The 17,858-nt window shown below is 57.7% G+C and carries 16 protein-coding genes; 10 read left to right on the top strand and 6 right to left on the bottom strand.

The window, feature by feature from the left end:
* Nucleotides 1-22: 22 nt before the first annotated feature.
* Genes ACT3RT_RS19175 through ACT3RT_RS19165 form a run of 3 tightly spaced genes read right to left on the bottom strand, consistent with a single transcriptional unit; the run spans nt 23 to nt 7,671 of the window.
* The gene (locus ACT3RT_RS19175) at nt 23-3,151 is read right to left on the bottom strand and encodes an efflux RND transporter permease subunit (RefSeq protein WP_485903998.1); all 3,129 of its coding nucleotides are present in this window, start codon (nt 3,149-3,151) and stop codon (nt 23-25) included.
* Nucleotides 3,152-6,379, bottom strand: a complete 3,228-nt coding sequence (locus tag ACT3RT_RS19170) for an efflux RND transporter permease subunit (protein WP_485903996.1) — start codon at nt 6,377-6,379, stop codon at nt 3,152-3,154. It abuts the gene before it with no gap.
* Nucleotides 6,376-7,671, bottom strand: a complete 1,296-nt coding sequence (locus ACT3RT_RS19165) for an MdtA/MuxA family multidrug efflux RND transporter periplasmic adaptor subunit (protein WP_496203583.1) — start codon at nt 7,669-7,671, stop codon at nt 6,376-6,378. Before ACT3RT_RS19165 ends, ACT3RT_RS19170 begins: the two co-directional genes overlap by 4 nt.
* A gap of 312 nt (nt 7,672-7,983) precedes the next feature.
* Here ACT3RT_RS19165 and ACT3RT_RS19160 point away from each other — a divergent pair, with 312 nt between their 5' ends.
* Both ACT3RT_RS19160 and ACT3RT_RS19155 read left to right on the top strand, forming a co-directional pair.
* Complete coding sequence (locus tag ACT3RT_RS19160; RefSeq protein ID WP_496203582.1) at nt 7,984-8,337, top strand: type II toxin-antitoxin system HicB family antitoxin; 354 nt, start codon at nt 7,984-7,986, stop codon at nt 8,335-8,337.
* 64 nt (nt 8,338-8,401) lie between these two features.
* On the top strand, nt 8,402-8,569 hold the full coding sequence (locus tag ACT3RT_RS19155) for a type II toxin -antitoxin system TacA 1-like antitoxin (protein WP_485903990.1): 168 nt from the start codon (nt 8,402-8,404) through the stop codon (nt 8,567-8,569).
* On the opposite strand, the gene ACT3RT_RS19150 is transcribed toward ACT3RT_RS19155, so the two are convergent.
* On the bottom strand, nt 8,490-8,684 hold the full coding sequence (locus ACT3RT_RS19150) for a hypothetical protein (protein WP_485904046.1): 195 nt from the start codon (nt 8,682-8,684) through the stop codon (nt 8,490-8,492). The genes ACT3RT_RS19155 and ACT3RT_RS19150 overlap by 80 nt on opposite strands.
* An 82-nt stretch (nt 8,685-8,766) precedes the next feature.
* Between ACT3RT_RS19150 and ACT3RT_RS19145 the strand changes: the two genes are divergently transcribed.
* From ACT3RT_RS19145 to ACT3RT_RS19125, 5 genes are all read left to right on the top strand, one after another.
* Nucleotides 8,767-9,585, top strand: coding sequence for a gamma-glutamyl-gamma-aminobutyrate hydrolase family protein (locus tag ACT3RT_RS19145; RefSeq protein ID WP_496203581.1), 819 nt, complete (start codon nt 8,767-8,769; stop codon nt 9,583-9,585).
* Nucleotides 9,582-10,115 (top strand): M15 family metallopeptidase, encoded by a 534-nt coding sequence (locus tag ACT3RT_RS19140; RefSeq protein WP_496203580.1) that lies wholly within the window; start codon nt 9,582-9,584, stop codon nt 10,113-10,115. Before ACT3RT_RS19145 ends, ACT3RT_RS19140 begins: the two co-directional genes overlap by 4 nt.
* Before the next feature lie 123 nt (nt 10,116-10,238).
* Entirely contained in the window at nt 10,239-11,006 is a 768-nt protein-coding gene (locus ACT3RT_RS19135) for a basic amino acid ABC transporter substrate-binding protein (protein ID WP_353503301.1), read from the top strand.
* Nucleotides 11,007-11,053: 47 nt separating this feature from the next.
* Nucleotides 11,054-11,818 (top strand): amino acid ABC transporter permease, encoded by a 765-nt coding sequence (locus ACT3RT_RS19130; protein WP_353503302.1) that lies wholly within the window; start codon nt 11,054-11,056, stop codon nt 11,816-11,818.
* On the top strand, nt 11,805-12,527 hold the full coding sequence (locus tag ACT3RT_RS19125; protein WP_353503303.1) for an amino acid ABC transporter ATP-binding protein: 723 nt from the start codon (nt 11,805-11,807) through the stop codon (nt 12,525-12,527). The genes ACT3RT_RS19130 and ACT3RT_RS19125 overlap by 14 nt, the downstream gene beginning before the upstream one ends.
* 51 nt (nt 12,528-12,578) lie before the next feature.
* Here the strand turns inward: ACT3RT_RS19125 and ACT3RT_RS19120 are convergent, their stop codons facing one another.
* Nucleotides 12,579-13,226, bottom strand: coding sequence for an L-fuculose-phosphate aldolase (locus tag ACT3RT_RS19120; protein WP_496203579.1), 648 nt, complete (start codon nt 13,224-13,226; stop codon nt 12,579-12,581).
* 271 nt (nt 13,227-13,497) lie between these two features.
* Here ACT3RT_RS19120 and fucR point away from each other — a divergent pair, with 271 nt between their 5' ends.
* A complete protein-coding gene (fucR, locus tag ACT3RT_RS19115; protein ID WP_496200202.1) occupies nt 13,498-14,199 on the top strand; it encodes an L-fucose operon activator in 702 nt (233 codons plus the stop codon).
* Between the two features lies 1 nt (nt 14,200).
* Here fucR and fucK read toward each other — a convergent pair whose 3' ends face one another.
* On the bottom strand, nt 14,201-15,601 hold the full coding sequence (gene fucK, locus ACT3RT_RS19110) for an L-fuculokinase (RefSeq protein ID WP_496203578.1): 1,401 nt from the start codon (nt 15,599-15,601) through the stop codon (nt 14,201-14,203).
* A 279-nt stretch (nt 15,602-15,880) separates the two neighbouring features.
* On the opposite strand from fucK, the gene ACT3RT_RS19105 reads away from it, so the two are divergent.
* Together ACT3RT_RS19105 and ACT3RT_RS19100 are read left to right on the top strand one after the other, a co-directional pair.
* Nucleotides 15,881-16,822 (top strand): LysR family transcriptional regulator, encoded by a 942-nt coding sequence (locus ACT3RT_RS19105; protein WP_353503306.1) that lies wholly within the window; start codon nt 15,881-15,883, stop codon nt 16,820-16,822.
* Between the two features lie 115 nt (nt 16,823-16,937).
* Nucleotides 16,938-17,783: an oxidoreductase gene (locus ACT3RT_RS19100; RefSeq protein WP_496203577.1), complete on the top strand. Its 846-nt coding sequence runs from the start codon at nt 16,938-16,940 to the stop codon at nt 17,781-17,783.
* The last annotated feature ends 75 nt before the right edge of the window (nt 17,784-17,858 follow it).

The raw sequence follows: 17,858 nt of genomic DNA, 5'->3' as shown, positions 1-17,858 counted from the left end.
AGTCGTTTCGCTTTTCAATGAATTAGTCATGTGAACCTGCCGGTGGCGATGGCTCATGGTGCGGGCGCAGGCGATGCCATAAACGGCGCGTCGCCCGGCTCGAACGGTCCATATAGAGATAGACCACCGGCGTGGTGAACAGGGTCAGAATCTGGCTCAGGGCCAGACCACCGGCGATCGCCAAGCCTAGCGGGCTGCGCAGGTCGGCGTCGCCGCCGCTGCCCAGCGCCAGAGGCAAGGCACCGAAGAAGGCCGCCAACGTGGTCATCAAGATCGGGCGAAAACGCATCAGGCAGGCCTGGGTGATCGCCTGCTGCGGCGTCAGCCCGAGGCGGCGCTCGGCGTCGAGCGCGAAGTCGATCATCATGATCGCATTCTTCTTCACGATACCAATCAGCAGCAAGATGCCGATCAGCGCGATCACCGTCAGCTGGGTATTGGTCAGCAGCATCAGCAGCAGCGCGCCCAGCCCGGCGGAGGGCAGCGTGGACAGAATGGTCAGCGGGTGAATGTAACTCTCATAGAGCATGCCGAGCACGATATACACCGCCGCCAGCGCCGCCAGAATCAGCCACGGCATCATGCTCACCGACGAGTCAAAAGCCTGCGCCGTGCCGGCAAATCCGGCCTGAACCGTGTCCGGCAGGCCGATTTTCGCCATGGTGGTTTTAATCAGCTGTTGGGCATCCCCCAGCGCCACGCCGTCGGACAAGTTAAAGGCCAGCGTGGTGGTTGCCGACTGCCCCTGATGCGCCACCGACAGCGGCGCGTTGGCTCCGCTAAAGGTGGTGAAGGCCGACAGCGGCACCTGCTCGCCACTGTCCGTGACCACGTAAAGCTGGTTTAGCACGTCAGGATTGCTGGTGTAGTCGTCGGTCAGATTCATCACCACGTGGTACTGGTTCAGCGTCTTGTAGATGGTGGCGATCTGCCGCTGGCTGAAGGCGTTATTGAGCAGCGTGTCGATCATCTTGATGTTAACCCCCAGCCGCGTGGCCTTGTCGCGGTCAATGTTCAACATCACTTCCTGCCCGCCGGTTTGCGAGTCAGAATCCACGCCGGTCAGCTGCGGCAGCTTCTCCAGCGCGGCTTTGACCTTCGGCCCCCACTCGCGCAGCAGCGAAAGGTCATCGGCTTGCAGGCTGTACTGGTATTGCGCGTTAGCACTGCGCGCGCCGACTCGCAGATCCTGCGCGGCTTGCATAAACAGCTGCGCCCCGGCCAGTTTGCTGGTTTTCGCCATCAGCCGGTTGGCCACTTGGCTGGCGGTGGCGGTACGGTCTTTAATGTCTTTCAGGCGAACGAAGAACAGCGCGGTGTTGCGCGAACCAAAGCCGCCGCTGCCCGCCGAACTCATTACCGCGTCCACCGCCGGATCGTCTTGAATGATCTTGCTGTACTCCAGCAGCTTCGGCTGAATCGTCTGGAATGAGGTGTTTTGATCCGCGCGCATCATCCCCATCAGCATGCCGGTATCCTGCTCGGGGAAGAAGCCCTTCTCCACCACGGTGTACAGGTAGAAGTTAAGCATGATGGTCAGCAGCAGGCCGAACATGGTGATCAACTGGTGGCGCATCACCCAGCCGAGGGCCGCCGCATAGCCCGCCAGCAGGCGATTAAGCCAATGTTCAATCAGGCGATAAATGCGCGGCTGGCGCTTTTCCACCGCCGGTTTACGCCGCAGAAAACGGGCGCACAGCATCGGGGTCAGGCTGAGGGACACCAGCATCGAAATCACCAGCGACACGGTGAGCGTGACGGCGAACTCGCGGAACAGCCGCCCGAGGATGCCGCCCATCAGCAGCAGCGGAATAAACACCGCCACCAGCGAAAGGGTCATCGACAGCACGGTAAAGCTGACTTCCTGCGCGCCTTTGATTGCCGCGCGCACTGGCCCCAGCCCCTCTTCGATATGCCGGGTAATGTTCTCCAGCACCACGATGGCGTCATCCACCACGAAGCCGGTGGCGATGATCAGCGCCATCAGCGATAGGTTATCCAGGCTGTAGCCCAGCAGGTACATCACCGAGCAGGTGCCAATCAGCGAGACGGGCAGCGCCAGCGCCGGAATGATCACCGCCTGCAGGTTGCGCAGGAAGACGAACACCACGGCGATCACCAGCACCGTGGCTTCCAGCAGGGTCACTTCGGTGGCGCGCAGCGAGCCAGAAATGGTGCCGGAACGGTCCAGCGCGATGTGCAGCTCAACGTCGCCCGGCAGGTTCTCTTCCATCTGCGGCAACGCATTTTTAATTGCCTGAATGGTTTCCAGCATGTTGGCCCCGGCCTGCCGCGTCACGCCCAGCATCACCGACGGTGTGCTGTTGTAGTAGCCTACGTTGTATTTATCTTCAACCGAATCATAGACATTGGCGACGTCGCTCAGGCGAATGGCCGCGCCCTTGATATAAGTCACAATCAGGGTTTTGTACTGCGCCGCCGTGCTCTGCTGGCCGTTACCTTCAATCATCCACGACTGGTTCGAGCCTTGCAGCACGCCCTTCGGCAAGTTAGTGGTGCTGTTAGCGATGGCGGCGCGAATGGTGTCGAGGGAAATGCCGTAATGGCTGATCGCCTCCGGGCGCAGGTCAATACGCACGCCGGGCAGCGCCGAGCCGACAATCGAAACCTGCCCCACGCCGTTCACCTGCGCGATTTTTTGCTGCAACTGGCTGGAGGCAATGTCGTACAGCTCGCCCTTGCTGCGCGTGGCCGAAGTCAGAGAGAGCATGATGATCGGCGCGTCGGACGGGTTGGCTTTGCGATAGGTCGGCAGCGACGGCATGCTGCTCGGCAGCAGCGCCCGCGAGGCGTTAATCGCCGCCTGCACGTCGCGCGCCGCGCCGTTGATTTCACGGTCGAGGTCGAACTGCAGCACCACGCTGGTGGTGCCCTGCGAGCTGCTGGAGGTCATCTCAGTGACGCCCGCAATCTGTCCCAGCGCGCGCTCCAGCGGCGTCGCCACCGTGGCCGCCATGGTTTCCGGGCTGGCTCCCGGCAGGCTGGCGCTCACCAGAATCACCGGCAGGTCCAACTGCGGCAGCGGGGCCACCGGCAGCAGGCGATAGCCAAGCAGCCCGAGCAGCAGCACCGCGCTGGTTAGCAGCAGCGTGGTGACGGGCCGGAAGATGAAAAAGCGCGAGATATTCATCTATTCGCCAGCCTGCTGTTGGTTCAGCTTAGCGGCGCGTTTGCGTTTCAGCCGCGGGTTCCAGCGGGTCGCCAGACGGTCAAACATCAGGTAAATCACCGGCGTGGAGAACAGGGTCAGCACCTGACTGAAGATCAGCCCGCCGACAATCACCAAGCCCAGCGGCTGGCGCAGTTCAGCACCCGATCCACTGGCGAGCATCAGCGGCAGTGCGCCGAGCAGCGCCGCCATGGTGGTCATCAAGATCGGGCGGAATCGCAGCAAACAGGCCTGATGAATGGCTTCGCGCGGCGACATGCCGTGCTTGGTTTCGGCCTCCAGCGCGAAGTCGATCATCATAATCGCGTTCTTTTTCACGATACCAATCAGCAAGATAACGCCAATTAGTGCGATCAGGCTGAACTCCGTATCGGCAAACAGCAGCGAAAGCAGCGCCCCCACCGCCGCCGACGGCAGCGTCGACAGGATAGTCACCGGGTGAATAAAGCTTTCGTACAGAATGCCCAGCACCACGTACATGGTCAGCAGCGCGGCGAGGATCAGCCACAGGGTGTTGCCGGTGGCGCTTTCAAACGAGGCAGCGGCCCCCTGATAGCGCAACGTGATACTGTCCGGCACCTTCAGCTCGGCCATGCTCTGCTTGACGGCGGCCTGCGCCTGCTCCAGCGAATAACCGTCTTTGACGTTGAAGGAAACCGTCACCGTCGGGAACTGGTTTAATCGCGCCTGCAACAGCGCGCCGGTGCGCATATGGATTTTGGCAATCGAGGTCAGCTTGACCATGCCCGTCGCCGAGCTGGTGGAAGTGCCGGTGTCGGACGTCGAGGTGGTCGAGCCCGAGGCACTGGTGGTGGTGGTGCTGTTGGCATCGGTAGAGGCCGACGAAGACGAATTGGTATTGCTGGTCGCCAGATAGATATCGTCGAACGACGCCGGAGACTGCTGATATTGCGGCGCGACTTCCAGCACCACGCGGTACTGGTTCGACTGGGTAAAGATGGTGGACACCAGACGCTGGCCAAAGGCGTTATACAGCGCGGTATCGACATCCGACGCGGTAATGCCAAAACGCGCCGCGGCGTCGCGGTCCAGCTCGACATAGGCCACCTGCCCCTGATTTTGCAGGTTGCTCACCACGTCGCTGAATTCCGGCAGCTGGCTGAGCTTTTCAGTCAGTTTCGGCGTCCAGGTCACCAGATTTTCACTATCGGCATCGTCGAGGGTGAACTGGTACTGGCTTGGCGTGACCTGATCGTCCACGGTTAAATCCTGCGACGCCTGCATATAGAGCGAAATGCCCGGCACCGAGGCGGTTTCTTGCTTCAGGCGGGCAATAATCGCCGGAGCGCGCTCGTCGCGCTGGTCGAAGGATTTAAGGTTAATTTGCAGACGGCCGCTGTTCAGGCTGGTGTTATTGCCGTCCACGCCGATGGTGGAGGAGACGCTGTCCACCGCCGGATCTTGCAAAATAGCGGCAGTCAGCATCTGCTGGCGACGGCCCATTTCGCCGAAAGAGACGTCCTGCGAGGCCTGGGTGATCCCCTGAATCATGCCGGTATCTTGCGACGGGAAGAAGCCCTTCGGCACCATCACATAGAGCAGCGCGGTGAATACCAAGGTCGCCGCCGCCACTAGCAGAGTGATGCGCTGATGATTCAGTACCACGATCAGCAGACGGTCATAACCGGCTATCAGTCGGTCAAAAATTTGGCCGCCTTTGCGGTAGAACCAGCTCTGTTTCTCTTCGGGAATGTGGCGCAGCAAATAGGCGCAGAGCATTGGCGTTAGGGTCAAGGAGACCACCATCGACACCAATATCGACACCGCCAGCGTGATAGCAAATTCGCGGAACAGCCGCCCGACCACGTCCCCCATAAACAGCAGCGGGATCAGCACCGCGATCAGTGAGAAGGTCAGAGAGATGATGGTGAAGCCGATTTGCGCCGAGCCTTTGAGCGCCGCCTGCATCGGCGTTTCGCCCTCTTCCAGCCGCCGGGTAATGTTTTCCACCACCACGATGGCGTCATCAATAACAAAGCCGGTGGCGACGGTGAGCGCCATCAGCGACAGGTTGTTGAGGCTGAAACCGCAGAGATACATCACGCCAAAGGTGCCAATCAGCGACAGCGGCACCGCGACGCTCGGGATAAGCGTCGCCGCCACGTTGCGCAGGAACAGGAAAGTGACCATCACCACCAGCGCGATGGAGAGCATCAGCTCGAACTGCACATCGCTGATTGAAGCGCGAATGGTCTGGGTGCGGTCGGACAAAATAGTGACTTTGACCGAGTCTGGCAGCGCGGCCTGAAGCGTCGGCAACTGGCGCTTGATACCGTCGACCACCGCAATCACGTTGGCCCCCGGCTGGCGCTGAACGCTGATGATAATCGCTGGCTGCTTGTTGGCCCAGGCAGATAAATATTGGTTTTCCGGCGCTTCGGAGAGCGTGGCGAGGTCCCGCAGACGCAGCGCAGCGCCGTTTTGGTAGGTGACAATCAGGTTGCCGTACTCCGCCGCGGTGCGCAGCTGGTCGTTGGCGTCAATGGTGATGGAGTGGTGCTTGCCGTCGAAACCGCCCTTCGAGCCGTTAACATTACTGTTGCCAATCAGCGTGTTGATGTCTTCCAGCGTCAGATTGTGGGCCGCCAGCGCGCGCGGATTGACCTGCACGCGGATCGCCGGTTGGTTGCCGCCGGCCAGCGTCACCATGCCGACGCCGGAAATCTGCGACAGCTTCAGCGCCACGCGGGTGTTCACCAGATCCTGCACTTTGGTCAGCGGCAGCGACTCAGAGGTGACTGCCATGGTCAGCACCGCGCTGTCAGCCGGGTTAACCTTTTTGTAGGTTGGCGGGTTCGGCAAGTCCTTTGGCAGCAGGTTGTCCGCCGCGTTGATCGCCGCCTGCACTTCCTGCTCGGCGACGTCGAGAGAGAGGTCTAGCGAGAACTTCAGGGTGATAATCGACGAGCCGCTGGCGCTGGTGGAATACATCTGGCTCAGCCCGGCCATCTGCCCAAGCTGGCGCTCGAGCGGCGCGGTAATGCCCGACGCCATGACGTCAGGACTGGCGCCCGGATAGAGCGTGGTCACCTGAATGGTCGGGTAATCCACCTGCGGCAAGGCCGAGGTAGAGAGCATGTTGTAGGCGAAAATGCCCGACAGCATCACCGCCACCATCAGCAGGATGGTAGCGACCGGCCTTTGGATAAAGAGGCGTGATGGATTCATTTCGACCCGCTGTCTTTGCCGGTGGTGGCCTTATCAACGCCGCCTTGCTCGGCGCGCTGTTTCGAGCTTCCGGCCTTGCTGGCGGTGGCTTCATCCTCGGCGCTGGCGGTTACCACCTGCACCTTGCTGCCATTATTCAGGTGGTCAATGCCGGTCGTCACCACCTGCTCACCCAGCTGAATGCCGGACAGAATCGCCACTTTGTCATCGCCAAAGGCTGGGCCAGATTTCACTTCGCGGCGCTCGACGGAGTTGTCGGCTTTCACCACATAGACGAAGTCGCCGTTGCCACTGAGCTGCAAGGCCGCCGCCGGAATCACCGTGGCTTTTTCCAGCGTGCCAACTTGCAGACGCGCGTTTACAAACTGATTCGGATAGAGCTTTTCATCCTGATTGTCGAACAGGGCTTTTAGCTTGATGCTGCCAGTACTGGTGTCGATTTCATTGCTGATGAACTGTAACTTGCCCTGCCCGAGCACCTCGCTGCCGTCTTGGTCAAAGGCGGTGGTCGGCAACTGTTGCCCGCCACGCAGGGCTTTGAGCAGGGTTTGCAGATTGCTTTGCGGCACGCTAAAGGTGACGGCAATCGGCTGAGTTTGGGTGATGGTGACGATGCCCGTGGTGCTGCCGCTAGTCACCATATTGCCCGGATCGACCAGACGCAGGCCGACGTGGCCGCTGACCGGCGCGGTTATTTTGGCAAATTCGAGGTTCAACTTGGCGGCGGCGATCTGCGCCTGATCGGCCTTCACCGCACCGGCGTACTGACCGGCGGTCGCCATCTGGCTTTCTAAATCTTGTCGGGCTAAGGAGTCTTGCGCGTAGAGTTTCTTATAGCGCGCCAGGGTCAGCTCGGCGCTTTTCGCCAGCGCCTGATTCTGGGCTAATTCGCCCTGATACTGCTCCAACGTCGCCTGATAACTGCGTGGGTCAATCTGCGCCAACAGCTGCCCCTGCTCCACTTTCTGCCCTTCGGTGAAGTAGACCTTCATCAGTTGACCGTCCACCCGGCTGGTGACGGTCACCGTGGCATTGGCGACCACGGTCCCCAGCGCGCGCAAATAAACCGGCACGTCGGCCTGTTCCGCTTTCCCCGCCTGCACTGGCGTTTGCATCCCCGCCATGGCCGCACCGCGCATACCGCCACGGCCCTGCCCGGCATGCTTTTCTGGCGCGCTCGAACTGCTGTGATGGAAGGCAAAATACCAAACCAGAATAGCCGCGATAATCACCGCGATGACTAACCACAATCTATTGCGGTTCTTAGGACGAGAAGAGGTATTTGGCAGCATAAAGTTATTGGCTTCGCACTAATTATGAGAAGAAAGCAGCTGAAAACGATCCTTCAACCAGAGAGTTCCGTTACCCGGCATTTATTATCCCGAAAAATACCTGCGGCGGTTTTAGGACTACGCAAAGATTGCGTTAACAATTAAGAAAGTATATTTCGGGTGAATGGGTGGAATTCTAACATTGAATTGAGCGTAAGTGAGAAAGATTACCAACCAATGACACCATTTTGTGACACTAAAACAGCTTGTCGTAGTGTCATTTTTTGGTATCATCATTGTATGAAAATCATGCCAAAAATTAGGGTTTAAACCATGATGCGCAATACCCTTAAAATTGACGGAGTCACGGCTGTTATCACTTTTGACCCGGACATTGAAATGTTTCGCGGCGAGTTTTTAAACCTTAACGGCGGTGCCGATTTTTACGCCGACAGTGTTGAGCAGCTGAAGAAAGAAGGGGCTATTTCCCTGAAGGTGTTTTTCGACGTCTGCAAAGAGAAAGAGATAAATCCGTTTAAATCCTTCAGTGGCAAAGTCACCACCCGACTGTCTCCGGCCTACCATGAAGCGCTGGTTATAGCTTCACAGGCCACGGGGCACTCGATTAATGATTTGCTCAATGAGGGCACCCAGTTGGTGTTGAAGAAATATGAGTATTTAATCTGAAACTCGCAACATTGGCGCTATCTGGCGCCAAATTAATAACCTCCACCTTCCAGAGTGTTAGAAAATGAAACTAGAACCAGAGCAAAGCGCACAAGCTATATTGCTGGACCAAGGTGTGATAACGGTTAGTCCAGAGACTTACATCGAATTGGTCACTCGTATTGAAAAACCAGCCCTGAGCAATGATCGTCTGCATGCTTTACTGAATACCCCAGCGCCGTGGGATCAGTAAAGTTGGCACGCACGCCACTTCCCCACTCTAAACCAACCTTTCCAGCCAGCGTAACGAACCCATTACAGAGCCAAATATCAAATAACAAAAACATTGATAATTTGTATTGTTTCACGCGCCGCCCTGTTGATATGTTGAGGGAAAGTGTTTTTCTCATCATTTTAATTTGAGTTAATAACAGAACTCGGCGGAGAGCTATGAGCGCGAATTTTCCCTCTAAACCGGTTATTGGTGTGACACTTGATAGTGAAGAGGCTGGAGGCTATGCCGATTTTCCATGGTATGCGTTACGGCAAAATTATATGACGAGTCTGGCTTCGCTCGGCGCGGTGCCGCTGGCGCTCCCTCATCACGGCGAGTTGGCTGAAGAGTATTTGTCACTCTGCGACGCCATCGTAGTCACGGGCGGCGCGTTTGATGTTTCCCCCGCCCTGTTTAACGAGCAGCAGTCGAGCGACCAGATTCGCCTGAAACCTGCCAGAACTGAGTTCGAAATCGCCATTATCCAAGGGGCAATGCGCCGCAACATGCCCTTGCTGGGTATTTGCGGTGGGCAACAGCTGCTGGCGGTATTGACCGGCGGCACTCTGCATCAGCACATTCCCGACGCCCTGCCTGACGCCCTCGAGCACAGCACCACGGTCGATACCGAGAACGCTGGCGGCAAAAAGCGCGCCCGCCATCAGGTCGACATTGTGGCTGATACCCTGCTTGCTCGCTGCGTGAAGGCTGCTCGTTATGAGGTCAACAGCTCCCACCACCAGGCGGTGAAAAGCGTCGGCGAAGGTTGCCGCGTCAACGCCGTCGCGCCGGACGGGGTGATCGAAGGGATTGAGTGCGAAGGCTACGATTTTTGCCTTGGCGTGCAGTGGCATCCTGAATATCAGCAGCATGAGCAGGACCAGCAGCTGTTAGCCGCCTTCGTCAGCGCCGCCACCCATTATCAGCAGAACATGCGTAGCAGCGGCCGGGCCATGGCCTTGGCGATGAACCGTCTGGGCAAGGCTGAAGAATGAGTCGCCCACTGGCTGCGACCACCGAACAGGCCTTACGCGCGTTGGGCATTGACCCACAGGTGATTGCTCACCGCGCGTTGCCGTTTTTCGAGGATATCGATCCCAGCCTGCTGGTCATTGCCGAGACGGACCAAACCGGCAAAGCCCATCGGCTGACGGCCCCCGCTGCCGATGCCTGGCTGACGATGAAGCGCGCCGCCGAGCTGGATGGCGTGGAGATTGTGCTGATTTCGGCATGGCGCGATGTGGCTTATCAATCCGGGCTGATTGAGCAGAAGCTGCAAGCCGGGCTTTCGCCCGAGAAGATTTTCAGCTCGCTGGCCCCTCCAGGTTGTAGCGAACACCACACCGGCCGTGCGGTGGACATCAATACCCCCGATTGTGACGAAGTCACCGGCGTTTTCGGCGAAACCGAGGCTTTCCGCTGGCTTAGCGGCAACGCGACGCGTTTTGGTTTCACCCTCTCCTTCCCGCCGAATAACCCTTGGGGCTTCATTTACGAACCCTGGCATTGGTGCTGGAACCCTTAATCCACCTCGCTTGCCCGCCATGTAATACACAAAACTCCGTTGTTTTTAGTTGAAGCTATTCGTCAACTTATGTATTTTTATGCAAGTTAAGTGCATAAAACAACAAACACAACAGGAGTTACCATGTTTAAGTCCTTTATTCTCGCCGGGTGCCTGCTTTCCTCTCTCGCCACTTCTGCTTTCGCGGCACAGCAAACCTACGTGGTTGGCTCAGGTGGTACATACCGTCCGTTCGAATATGAAAACAACCAGAAAGAGCTGGAAGGTTTTGATATTGATATCATTAAAGCCATCGCCAAAGCCGAGAACTTCAACGTGAAACTGGTGAATACGCCGTGGGAAGGTATCTTCGCGACGCTGAACTCTGGCGACCGCGACATCATCATTTCCGGTATCACTATCACTGACAAACGTCAGCAAATGGTTGATTTTTCTACTCCTTACTTCCCGGCCGAGCAGTCCATCGTGGTGCCAGCGGATTCAAAAGTAGACTCCGTCGCGGCCTTGAAAGGCCAGAAAGTGGGCGTAGTTAACTCCAGTACCGGCGACATCGTGGTGTCTGACGAGCTGGGCAAAAACAGCACAGATATCAAACGTTTCGACAACACCCCGCTGATGCTGCAAGAGCTGTCTGAAGACGGTATCGGCGCGGCGGTTGGCGACGTGGGCGTGGTGAAGTACTACATCAAATCCCATCCTGAGAAAGCGCTGAAGCTGGTTCCGGACAGCAAATTCCAGCGCCAGTACTTCGGCATCGCGGTGGCGAAAGGTAACACCGAGCTGCTGGGCAAAATCAACGCCGGTCTGAAAACCATTATTGCCGACGGTACCTACGCCAAGATTTACGCCAACTGGTTCGATAGCAACGTTCCTACCCTGCCAACTAAGTAATTACGCATAAAAAGGGGGGCTTCATCGGCCCCCAATCAAGGAAAAGCATGACCGGATTTCGTTGGGAGATCATCTCCGAATATGCCCCGCTGTTTGTTCAGGGCGCGTTGATGACCATCAAATGCACCATTATTTGCGTTATTTTGGGCACCGCCTGGGGGCTGTTATTGGGTCTGGGTCGCATGGCCCGCGCCGATGATGGTCCGTGGAAACTCATTTTGCGCTTCGCGGTCCAGTGGCCGGTGCGCGTTTACGTCAGCGCCTTCCGCGGTACGCCGCTGTTTGTGCAAATCATGGTGGTGCACTTCGCACTGGTGCCATTATTTATTAACCCGCGTGACGGCATTTTAGTCGCCAACGGCCTGATGTCCTCGGACTTCGCTCGCTCTCTGCGATCGGACTACGGCGCGTTCCTCTCCTGTGTAGTGGCGATCACCCTGAACGCCGGTGCCTACGTGTCGGAGATTTTCCGCGCCGGTATTCAGTCAATCGACAACGGCCAGATGGAAGCGTCCCGCGCGCTCGGCATGGGCTGGGGCAAAACCATGCGCAAAGTGATTTTGCCGCAGGCGTTTCGCCGCATTCTGCCGCCGCTGGGCAACAACGCCATCGCCATCGTTAAAGATTCCTCGCTGGCCTCGGCTATCGGGCTGGCCGACCTGGCCTACGCCGCGCGTACCGTTTCCGGCGCTTATGCCACCTATTGGGAACCCTACCTGACTATCTCCTTAGTCTATTGGGTACTGACGTTCCTGCTGTCGCTGCTGGTTCAACACATGGAAAAGAGGTTCGGCAAAAGTGATTCACGTTAAGGATTTACAGAAGCAGTTTGGCGAAACTCACGTCTTGCGCGGCATCTCTTGCGATATCGCGGAGCAGGAAGTGGTCTGCGTGATTGGCCCGTCAGGCTCTGGCAAAAGTACCTTCCTGCGCTGCTTAAACGCGCTGGAGAAGCCAAACGGCGGCGAAGTAGTGGTCAACGGTTTTGCGGTGCACGACCCGAAAACCAACCTGAACACGCTGCGTTCCGGCGTGGGCATGGTGTTCCAGCGCTTCAACCTGTTCCCGCACATGACGGTGCTGGAAAATCTGATCATGGCGCCTATGTCTTTGAAAGGGTTGTCGAAAGCCGAAGCCGTGTCGCGCGCTGAAAAGCTGCTGCAAAAGGTCGGTCTGATCGACAAAATCGACGCCTGGCCTTCCAGCCTGTCCGGTGGTCAGCAGCAGCGCGTAGCGATTGCTCGCGCACTGGCGATGGAACCGGCGTTGATTCTGTTTGATGAGCCGACTTCGGCGCTGGACCCGGAGTTGGTTGGCGAAGTGCTGGCGGTGATGAAACAGCTGGCGCTGGAAGGCATGACGATGGTGATCGTTACCCACGAAATGGGCTTTGCCCGCGAAGTGGCCGACCGCGTGGTGTTTATCGATCAGGGCGTGATCCAAGAGCAAGGCACGCCGGAGCAGTTGTTTACCAATCCAACCAATCCGCGCACCAAGTCGTTCTTGAGTAAGGTGTTGTAATAACGGCCGATAGTGGAAAAGGGCACCTCGCGTGCCCTTTTTTATGGCTGTTTAGGCCACGTCGCTCAGGCCATAGCCGTGGAATTTGCGCAGCACTTCATCAATGGCTTCATCACTCAGCAACGGCACTTCCGGCGTGACGGCCAGCGTCAGCAGATAGAGCCTCGCCAGCACCTCGACCTCTTGCGCCAGCCACAGCGCTTTTTCTAAGGTTTTCCCGCAGGTTATCATGCCGTGATGCTGCAACAGCGTGGCTTTATAGCCGGTCAACGCCGTCACCGCATGGTCCGACAGCGCCTGAGTGCCATAGGTCGCATACCCCGCGCAGGGGATCTTTTTGCCACCCGCCGCTGCCACCATGTAGTGGATCGCCGGGATCTCACTATTCAGAATCGCCACCGCCGTGGCGTGTACCGCGTGGTTATGCAACACCACGTTTTCCGCCGGTTTGGCTTGCAGAATCGCCAGATGAAAACGCCATTCGCTGGAGGGGGTTTTACCCCTTTCGGCATTGCCCTGACCATCGACAAACACGATGTCGTCTTCGCTCAACTGCTCGTAGGGCACGCTGGTCGGCGTGATAAGCATGCCGTCGCCAAAGCGAACGCTGATATTCCCAGAGGTGCCTTGGTTCAGGCCCATGCGGCTCATTTCCAGACAGGTGTCGATTATCTGGCGTGCAATAACGTTTCTTTCCATGGTGATTTCCTCGGCGCGGCAAACTGCGGTGTGGTGACGTTGCGCCTATCTTCTGGTGCGATGCCGGCTGGCAACAGTTGGCCGCGTGGATGTGTGACCGTCTTCAAAATATCGCTGAAAAAAGCGCGATTTCACCCACGCCGAAAAACCTCTCCAGCGCCCGTTTTCAGCGCCTTTGCGACAAACGGGCAGTTGGCGCATCCTTGACTTGGCGGGCCGAAAAGTGCCATTTATTGAGCCGCCGAATGTCGAATAAGGGGTTGCAGTGAAGATGAACAAGCAGGCACGGCTGGATGAAATTGTTGCCTTACTCAAAGGCAATGCCTCTCTGCGGGTCAATGATCTCGCCGAGTCACTGAATGTCAGCAAAGAGACGCTGCGCCGGGATCTCAAATATCTGCAACTCAAAGGCCTGCTGGTGAGGGAGTATGGTAAAGCCAAAAGCCTGAAACGCCCCTCCGACGACCCGAGCGTGGCCTTCGAGTCGCGCTCGAAAAGCCACGCCCAGCGCAAAAGCCTACTGGCGGATAAAGGTATTGAGTGGATAACGCCGGGGATGTGCATCGCGTTGGATGCCAGTTCAACCTGCTGGCACTTGGCGAAGAAACTGCGCGACCAGCCGCTGACGGTGTACACCAACAGCTACCGAATTTGCCACGAGTTAGAGAAAAAAGCGCAGATTGAGATTTTATGCTCTGGCGGCACGCTGGACAGGAAATACGCCAGTTATATTAATGATTCGCCGCTGCACATGGTGCGCAATATCGACATCGATTTATTCATTTTCTCCTGCGACGGCGTGGATGCCGACGGCAATATCTGGGACACGGATAACGGCAACACGCTGTTTAAAAAATTTATGCTGAAGAAGAGCCTGCAAAGCATTTTGCTGGTGGATTCCAGCAAAATTGAGCGCAGCGGTGAGGTGATTATCGGCCAGGTTTCGGCCGTGACGACGGTTATCCGCCAATAATTTAACGGGGATAATAGGTATCGTAATCGAAGCTGACCTGCTGGCGCGCCTCGTCGGCTGAGCCATAAACACCAATTCCCGCCCAGGCAAACATCGCCGCGCCCGACACCGTGGTTTCCGCCTTTGCCAGCACCTTCACCGGCAGTTGCAAAGTATCAGCCTTTATCTGATTCCACAGGGCATTGCGGCTGCCACCGCCGACTAAGACCAGCTCCTGAGTGTTAAATCCGGCCACCTGCTCCAGCATCGCCAACTGCTCGCGCAGGCGCACAGACAGCGCCTCCAGCGCCGAGCGATAGAGATGGCCGCGCTGGGTGGAAAGCGTGACGCCCTGCCACCCGGCCTGCTTATCACCCATCAGGTCGCTGCGCATGGTCACCCCTTCACTCCCCGCCGGAATACGCCCGGCCTCCAGCAGCATCTGTTCATAAACCTGCGGCGCGGGCACCTCAGGCCAATAGAGTTTGCGGATCCACTCCAGCACGCCGGAAGCCAGATATTGGCAACCGGGATTAAAGTAGCCATGGGCGCTGTCCAGCTCACAGGTCGCCGCGTGGTGAGATTGCAGCAGATCCGTATTGATGCTGGCCGAGCGGACCATCAAAATCTCCCAAGTGCCGGATGACAGCACCGGCTGGTTGATGCCCACGCCCGAGCCGTAAAGGGCAAATTGGGTGTCGTGGCCGGTAGAAATCACCGGAATGCCCGGCGTCAAACCCAGCCGCGCCGCCATCTGCGGCTGCAATTCGCCAATTTTATCTCCGGCATTAATCATGCGCGGGAACAGCGAAGCGTCGATGCCCACCAGTTTCAGCAGCCGCTGGCTGAACACTTCCTGAGTGACGTCCAGCAGCTGGCTGGTGCCCGCCATGGTTCTTTCGGTGGTCATTTCGCCGGTCAGCTGGAAGCTAATCAGCGACGACATAAACAGCCACGCGTGGGCGCGGTCGAGCAAGTCTGGAGCATTTTCGCGCAGCCAAATCAGCTTATACAGCGTGTTGAAGCTGTAAGGCGCGATGCCGGTAATGGCCTTAAGCTCGGCGGCGGGAAGGTATTTATCGATGTTGTTCATCACGGCTTCGGTGCGCGGGCATTTCCAGCTGATCACCGGGTAAAGCAGCTCGCCCTGACGGTCCACCAGCGCGCCGTCGACGCCAAAGGCCGTGACGGTCAGGGCGCGCACCGGATGGTCGGGCAGCTTGGCCACCAACGACTGGCAGCAGCTTTCGAGGCTTTGCATAATTCTCGCCAGCGGCCAAATGTGCCACAGCGGATTTTCTGCCGAGTTCAGCGTAAAATTTTGCTCATGTGCGCTGGCCAACACATTGCCTTGGCTATCGATGGCCATCGCGCGAATATTGGTGGCTCCACAGTCCAGAACAATCACGATCTTTTTTTGCATCTTTTCCCCTCACCTCGGCGCATCCTCTGTAGGGATGGTTATCACTTCGCGGAAGATTGGAAAGAGGCATCCCGCCTCATCGGGTGATTGCGCGGCTAATCTGTGAAAAGGATCACTAAAAACCGGGATTTAGCGGCAAAATCGCAGCGCGCGTTCTGCCCGTTTTCACGCGATGGTGGGCAAGCGGGCAGTGTTGCGCAATATGCTCAATCGGGGGCTGTAATGACGCCTGCGCCAGCGATATAGTAGCCGCCGGGCAAGAGCGTCAGAGGAACAAATATGCGGCAAAATCAGTTGGACGGCATAGTGTCATTTATCGTGGTGGCGGAAGAGTACAGCTTCTCTGCGGCGGCGGCGCGTCTTGGTGTTTCCCCTTCTGCCGTTAGTCAGTCAATCCGCACCTTGGAGCAGCGGCTGGGCGCCACGCTGTTCAACCGCACCACGCGCAGCGTGTCGCTGACCGACGCCGGTAAGCAGTTTATGGAGCGCGCCCTGCCCTGTGTGCAGGAGTTGGTGTCAGCCAGCGAAGAACTTGGCCAGTCTGGCGAAACCCCCACCGGGCTGCTGCGCATTAACATTCCCCGCAGTGCCCATCTGATTCTTCTCCAGCCGATTTTGCGCCGTTTTCTTGACGCGTGGCCGGGGATCCAGCTGGAAGTGATGATCGAAAATGCGCTGGTAGACATTGTCGGTCGCGCCTTCGATGCCGGGATCCGTTTCGGCACGATGGTGGATAAAGACATGGTGGCCGTGCCGCTCGGGCCGCCGCTGAAAACCTATATTGTCGCGACGCCCGAGTATCTTGAGCGCCACGGCATGCCCGAAAAACCTACCGATCTACTGCATCACGACTGCATCGTTTTCCGCCACAACACCAGCGGCCAGCGCGAACGCTGGAGCCTGAGCAAAGATGGCGAAGAGCTAACTCTGCCAGTCAATGGTCGCTTTATTATCAACGACTCGCTGGCGATGATGCAGGCCACCCTCGACGGCGTGGGTGTTTCATGGATGATCAGCGGCTACGTGGAAAACCTGATCGCCGAGGGGCGGCTGATTTCGATCCTTCCCGACTGGTGCCCGCAGGTGCCGGGTTTTTGCCTCTATTATCCCGACCGCCGCCAAATGTCGTTGAAACTGCGCGTGTTTATCGACTTCTTAAAGCAGGAGCTGGCCACCTCCGGCTCGACCATCGCCAAAGATAGCTTCGCCCATCAGTTCTAATTGTGAAGTTTTTCTTCATGACTCGACAACCATTATACGGATTATCGCCCCGCGACCTGAGGAGTAGCCTGTAGCGAGTTCTACAGGCATCCCTTCTGATAAATAAGGTCGCAAAATGACAGATTCATCTTCCGCAAAAACGCTTCTGATCACCGGTGTTTCCTCTGGATTTGGCCGCGCCTTGGCCGAGCAGGCGCTCAAAGAGGGACACAAAGTGGCAGGCACGCTGCGCAATATGCAGGACGCCAAGGCGTTCGAACAACTCAAGCCGGGCAGCGCCTTCGGCTATGTGCTTGATGTCACTCACAATGAACTGATCCCCGCCACTCTTGCTGATATCGAAGCCGAGGTCGGGCCGATTGACGTGCTGGTGAACAACGCCGGTTACGGCTACGAGGGCGTGGTGGAAGAAGCTTCGCTGGACGCCGTGCGCCAGCAGTTTGAAGTCAACGTATTTGGCGCGGTGGCGATGATTCAGGGCGTGCTGCCTTATATGCGCCAGCGCCGCGCGGGGCACATTCTCAACGTCACCTCGATGGGTGGCATTATCACCATGGCGGGCCTGGGCATCTATCACGGCAGCAAATTTGCGCTGGAGGGCATCTCGGAAAGTCTGGCGAAAGAGGTCAAAGGCTTGGGCATTCACGTCACCGCCGTGGAACCGGGCGGTTTTCGCACCGACTGGGCGGGTCGCTCGATGACTCGCGGCGAGCGCAGCATCGGCGACTACGATGTCGTGTTCGAGCCGCTGCGCCAGCGCCGTCAGGAGTACAGCGGCAAGCAACTGGGCGACCCAGTCAAGGCCGCGCAGGTGATGCTGAAGCTGATCGCCACGGAAAACCCGCCGATGCACCTGCTGCTGGGCAGCGACGCGGTGAAACTGGTTGGCGAAAAGCTGACGTTTTTGCAGCAGGAGTTCAGCGAGTGGGAAGCCGTTTCGCGCTCAACCGATTTCCAATAATCGCTGGCTAACTCCCTTCGACAAGAGGCTCCCCGAGCCTCTTTTTTATGCGCATTTTCTTGGCTGACTTTCACA

It is taken from the genome of Ewingella sp. AOP9-I1-14, assembly GCF_052375995.1.
GTDB classification, from domain to species: Bacteria; Pseudomonadota; Gammaproteobacteria; order Enterobacterales; family Enterobacteriaceae; genus Ewingella; species Ewingella allii.
Note: the sequence above shows the minus strand (reverse complement) of the source record. Positions and strands in the feature narration are given on the sequence as shown.

Bases quoted from the DNA above. Each gene is read 5' to 3' on its own strand.
- ACT3RT_RS19160 (WP_496203582.1), top strand. From the start codon at position 7,984: ATGATGCGCAATACCCTTAAAATTGACGGAGTCACGGCTGTTATCACT.
- ACT3RT_RS19100 (WP_496203577.1), top strand. From the start codon at position 16,938: ATGACAGATTCATCTTCCGCAAAAACGCTTCTGATCACCGGTGTTTCC.
- ACT3RT_RS19170 (WP_485903996.1), bottom strand. From the start codon at position 6,379: ATGAATCCATCACGCCTCTTTATCCAAAGGCCGGTCGCTACCATCCTG.
- ACT3RT_RS19105 (WP_353503306.1), top strand. From the start codon at position 15,881: ATGCGGCAAAATCAGTTGGACGGCATAGTGTCATTTATCGTGGTGGCG.
- ACT3RT_RS19165 (WP_496203583.1), bottom strand. From the start codon at position 7,671: ATGCTGCCAAATACCTCTTCTCGTCCTAAGAACCGCAATAGATTGTGG.
- ACT3RT_RS19120 (WP_496203579.1), bottom strand. From the start codon at position 13,226: ATGGAAAGAAACGTTATTGCACGCCAGATAATCGACACCTGTCTGGAA.
- ACT3RT_RS19155 (WP_485903990.1), top strand. From the start codon at position 8,402: ATGAAACTAGAACCAGAGCAAAGCGCACAAGCTATATTGCTGGACCAA.
- ACT3RT_RS19140 (WP_496203580.1), top strand. From the start codon at position 9,582: ATGAGTCGCCCACTGGCTGCGACCACCGAACAGGCCTTACGCGCGTTG.
- ACT3RT_RS19145 (WP_496203581.1), top strand. From the start codon at position 8,767: ATGAGCGCGAATTTTCCCTCTAAACCGGTTATTGGTGTGACACTTGAT.
- fucK (WP_496203578.1), bottom strand. From the start codon at position 15,601: ATGCAAAAAAAGATCGTGATTGTTCTGGACTGTGGAGCCACCAATATT.
- ACT3RT_RS19175 (WP_485903998.1), bottom strand. From the start codon at position 3,151: ATGAATATCTCGCGCTTTTTCATCTTCCGGCCCGTCACCACGCTGCTG.
- fucR (WP_496200202.1), top strand. From the start codon at position 13,498: ATGAACAAGCAGGCACGGCTGGATGAAATTGTTGCCTTACTCAAAGGC.
- ACT3RT_RS19130 (WP_353503302.1), top strand. From the start codon at position 11,054: ATGACCGGATTTCGTTGGGAGATCATCTCCGAATATGCCCCGCTGTTT.
- ACT3RT_RS19135 (WP_353503301.1), top strand. From the start codon at position 10,239: ATGTTTAAGTCCTTTATTCTCGCCGGGTGCCTGCTTTCCTCTCTCGCC.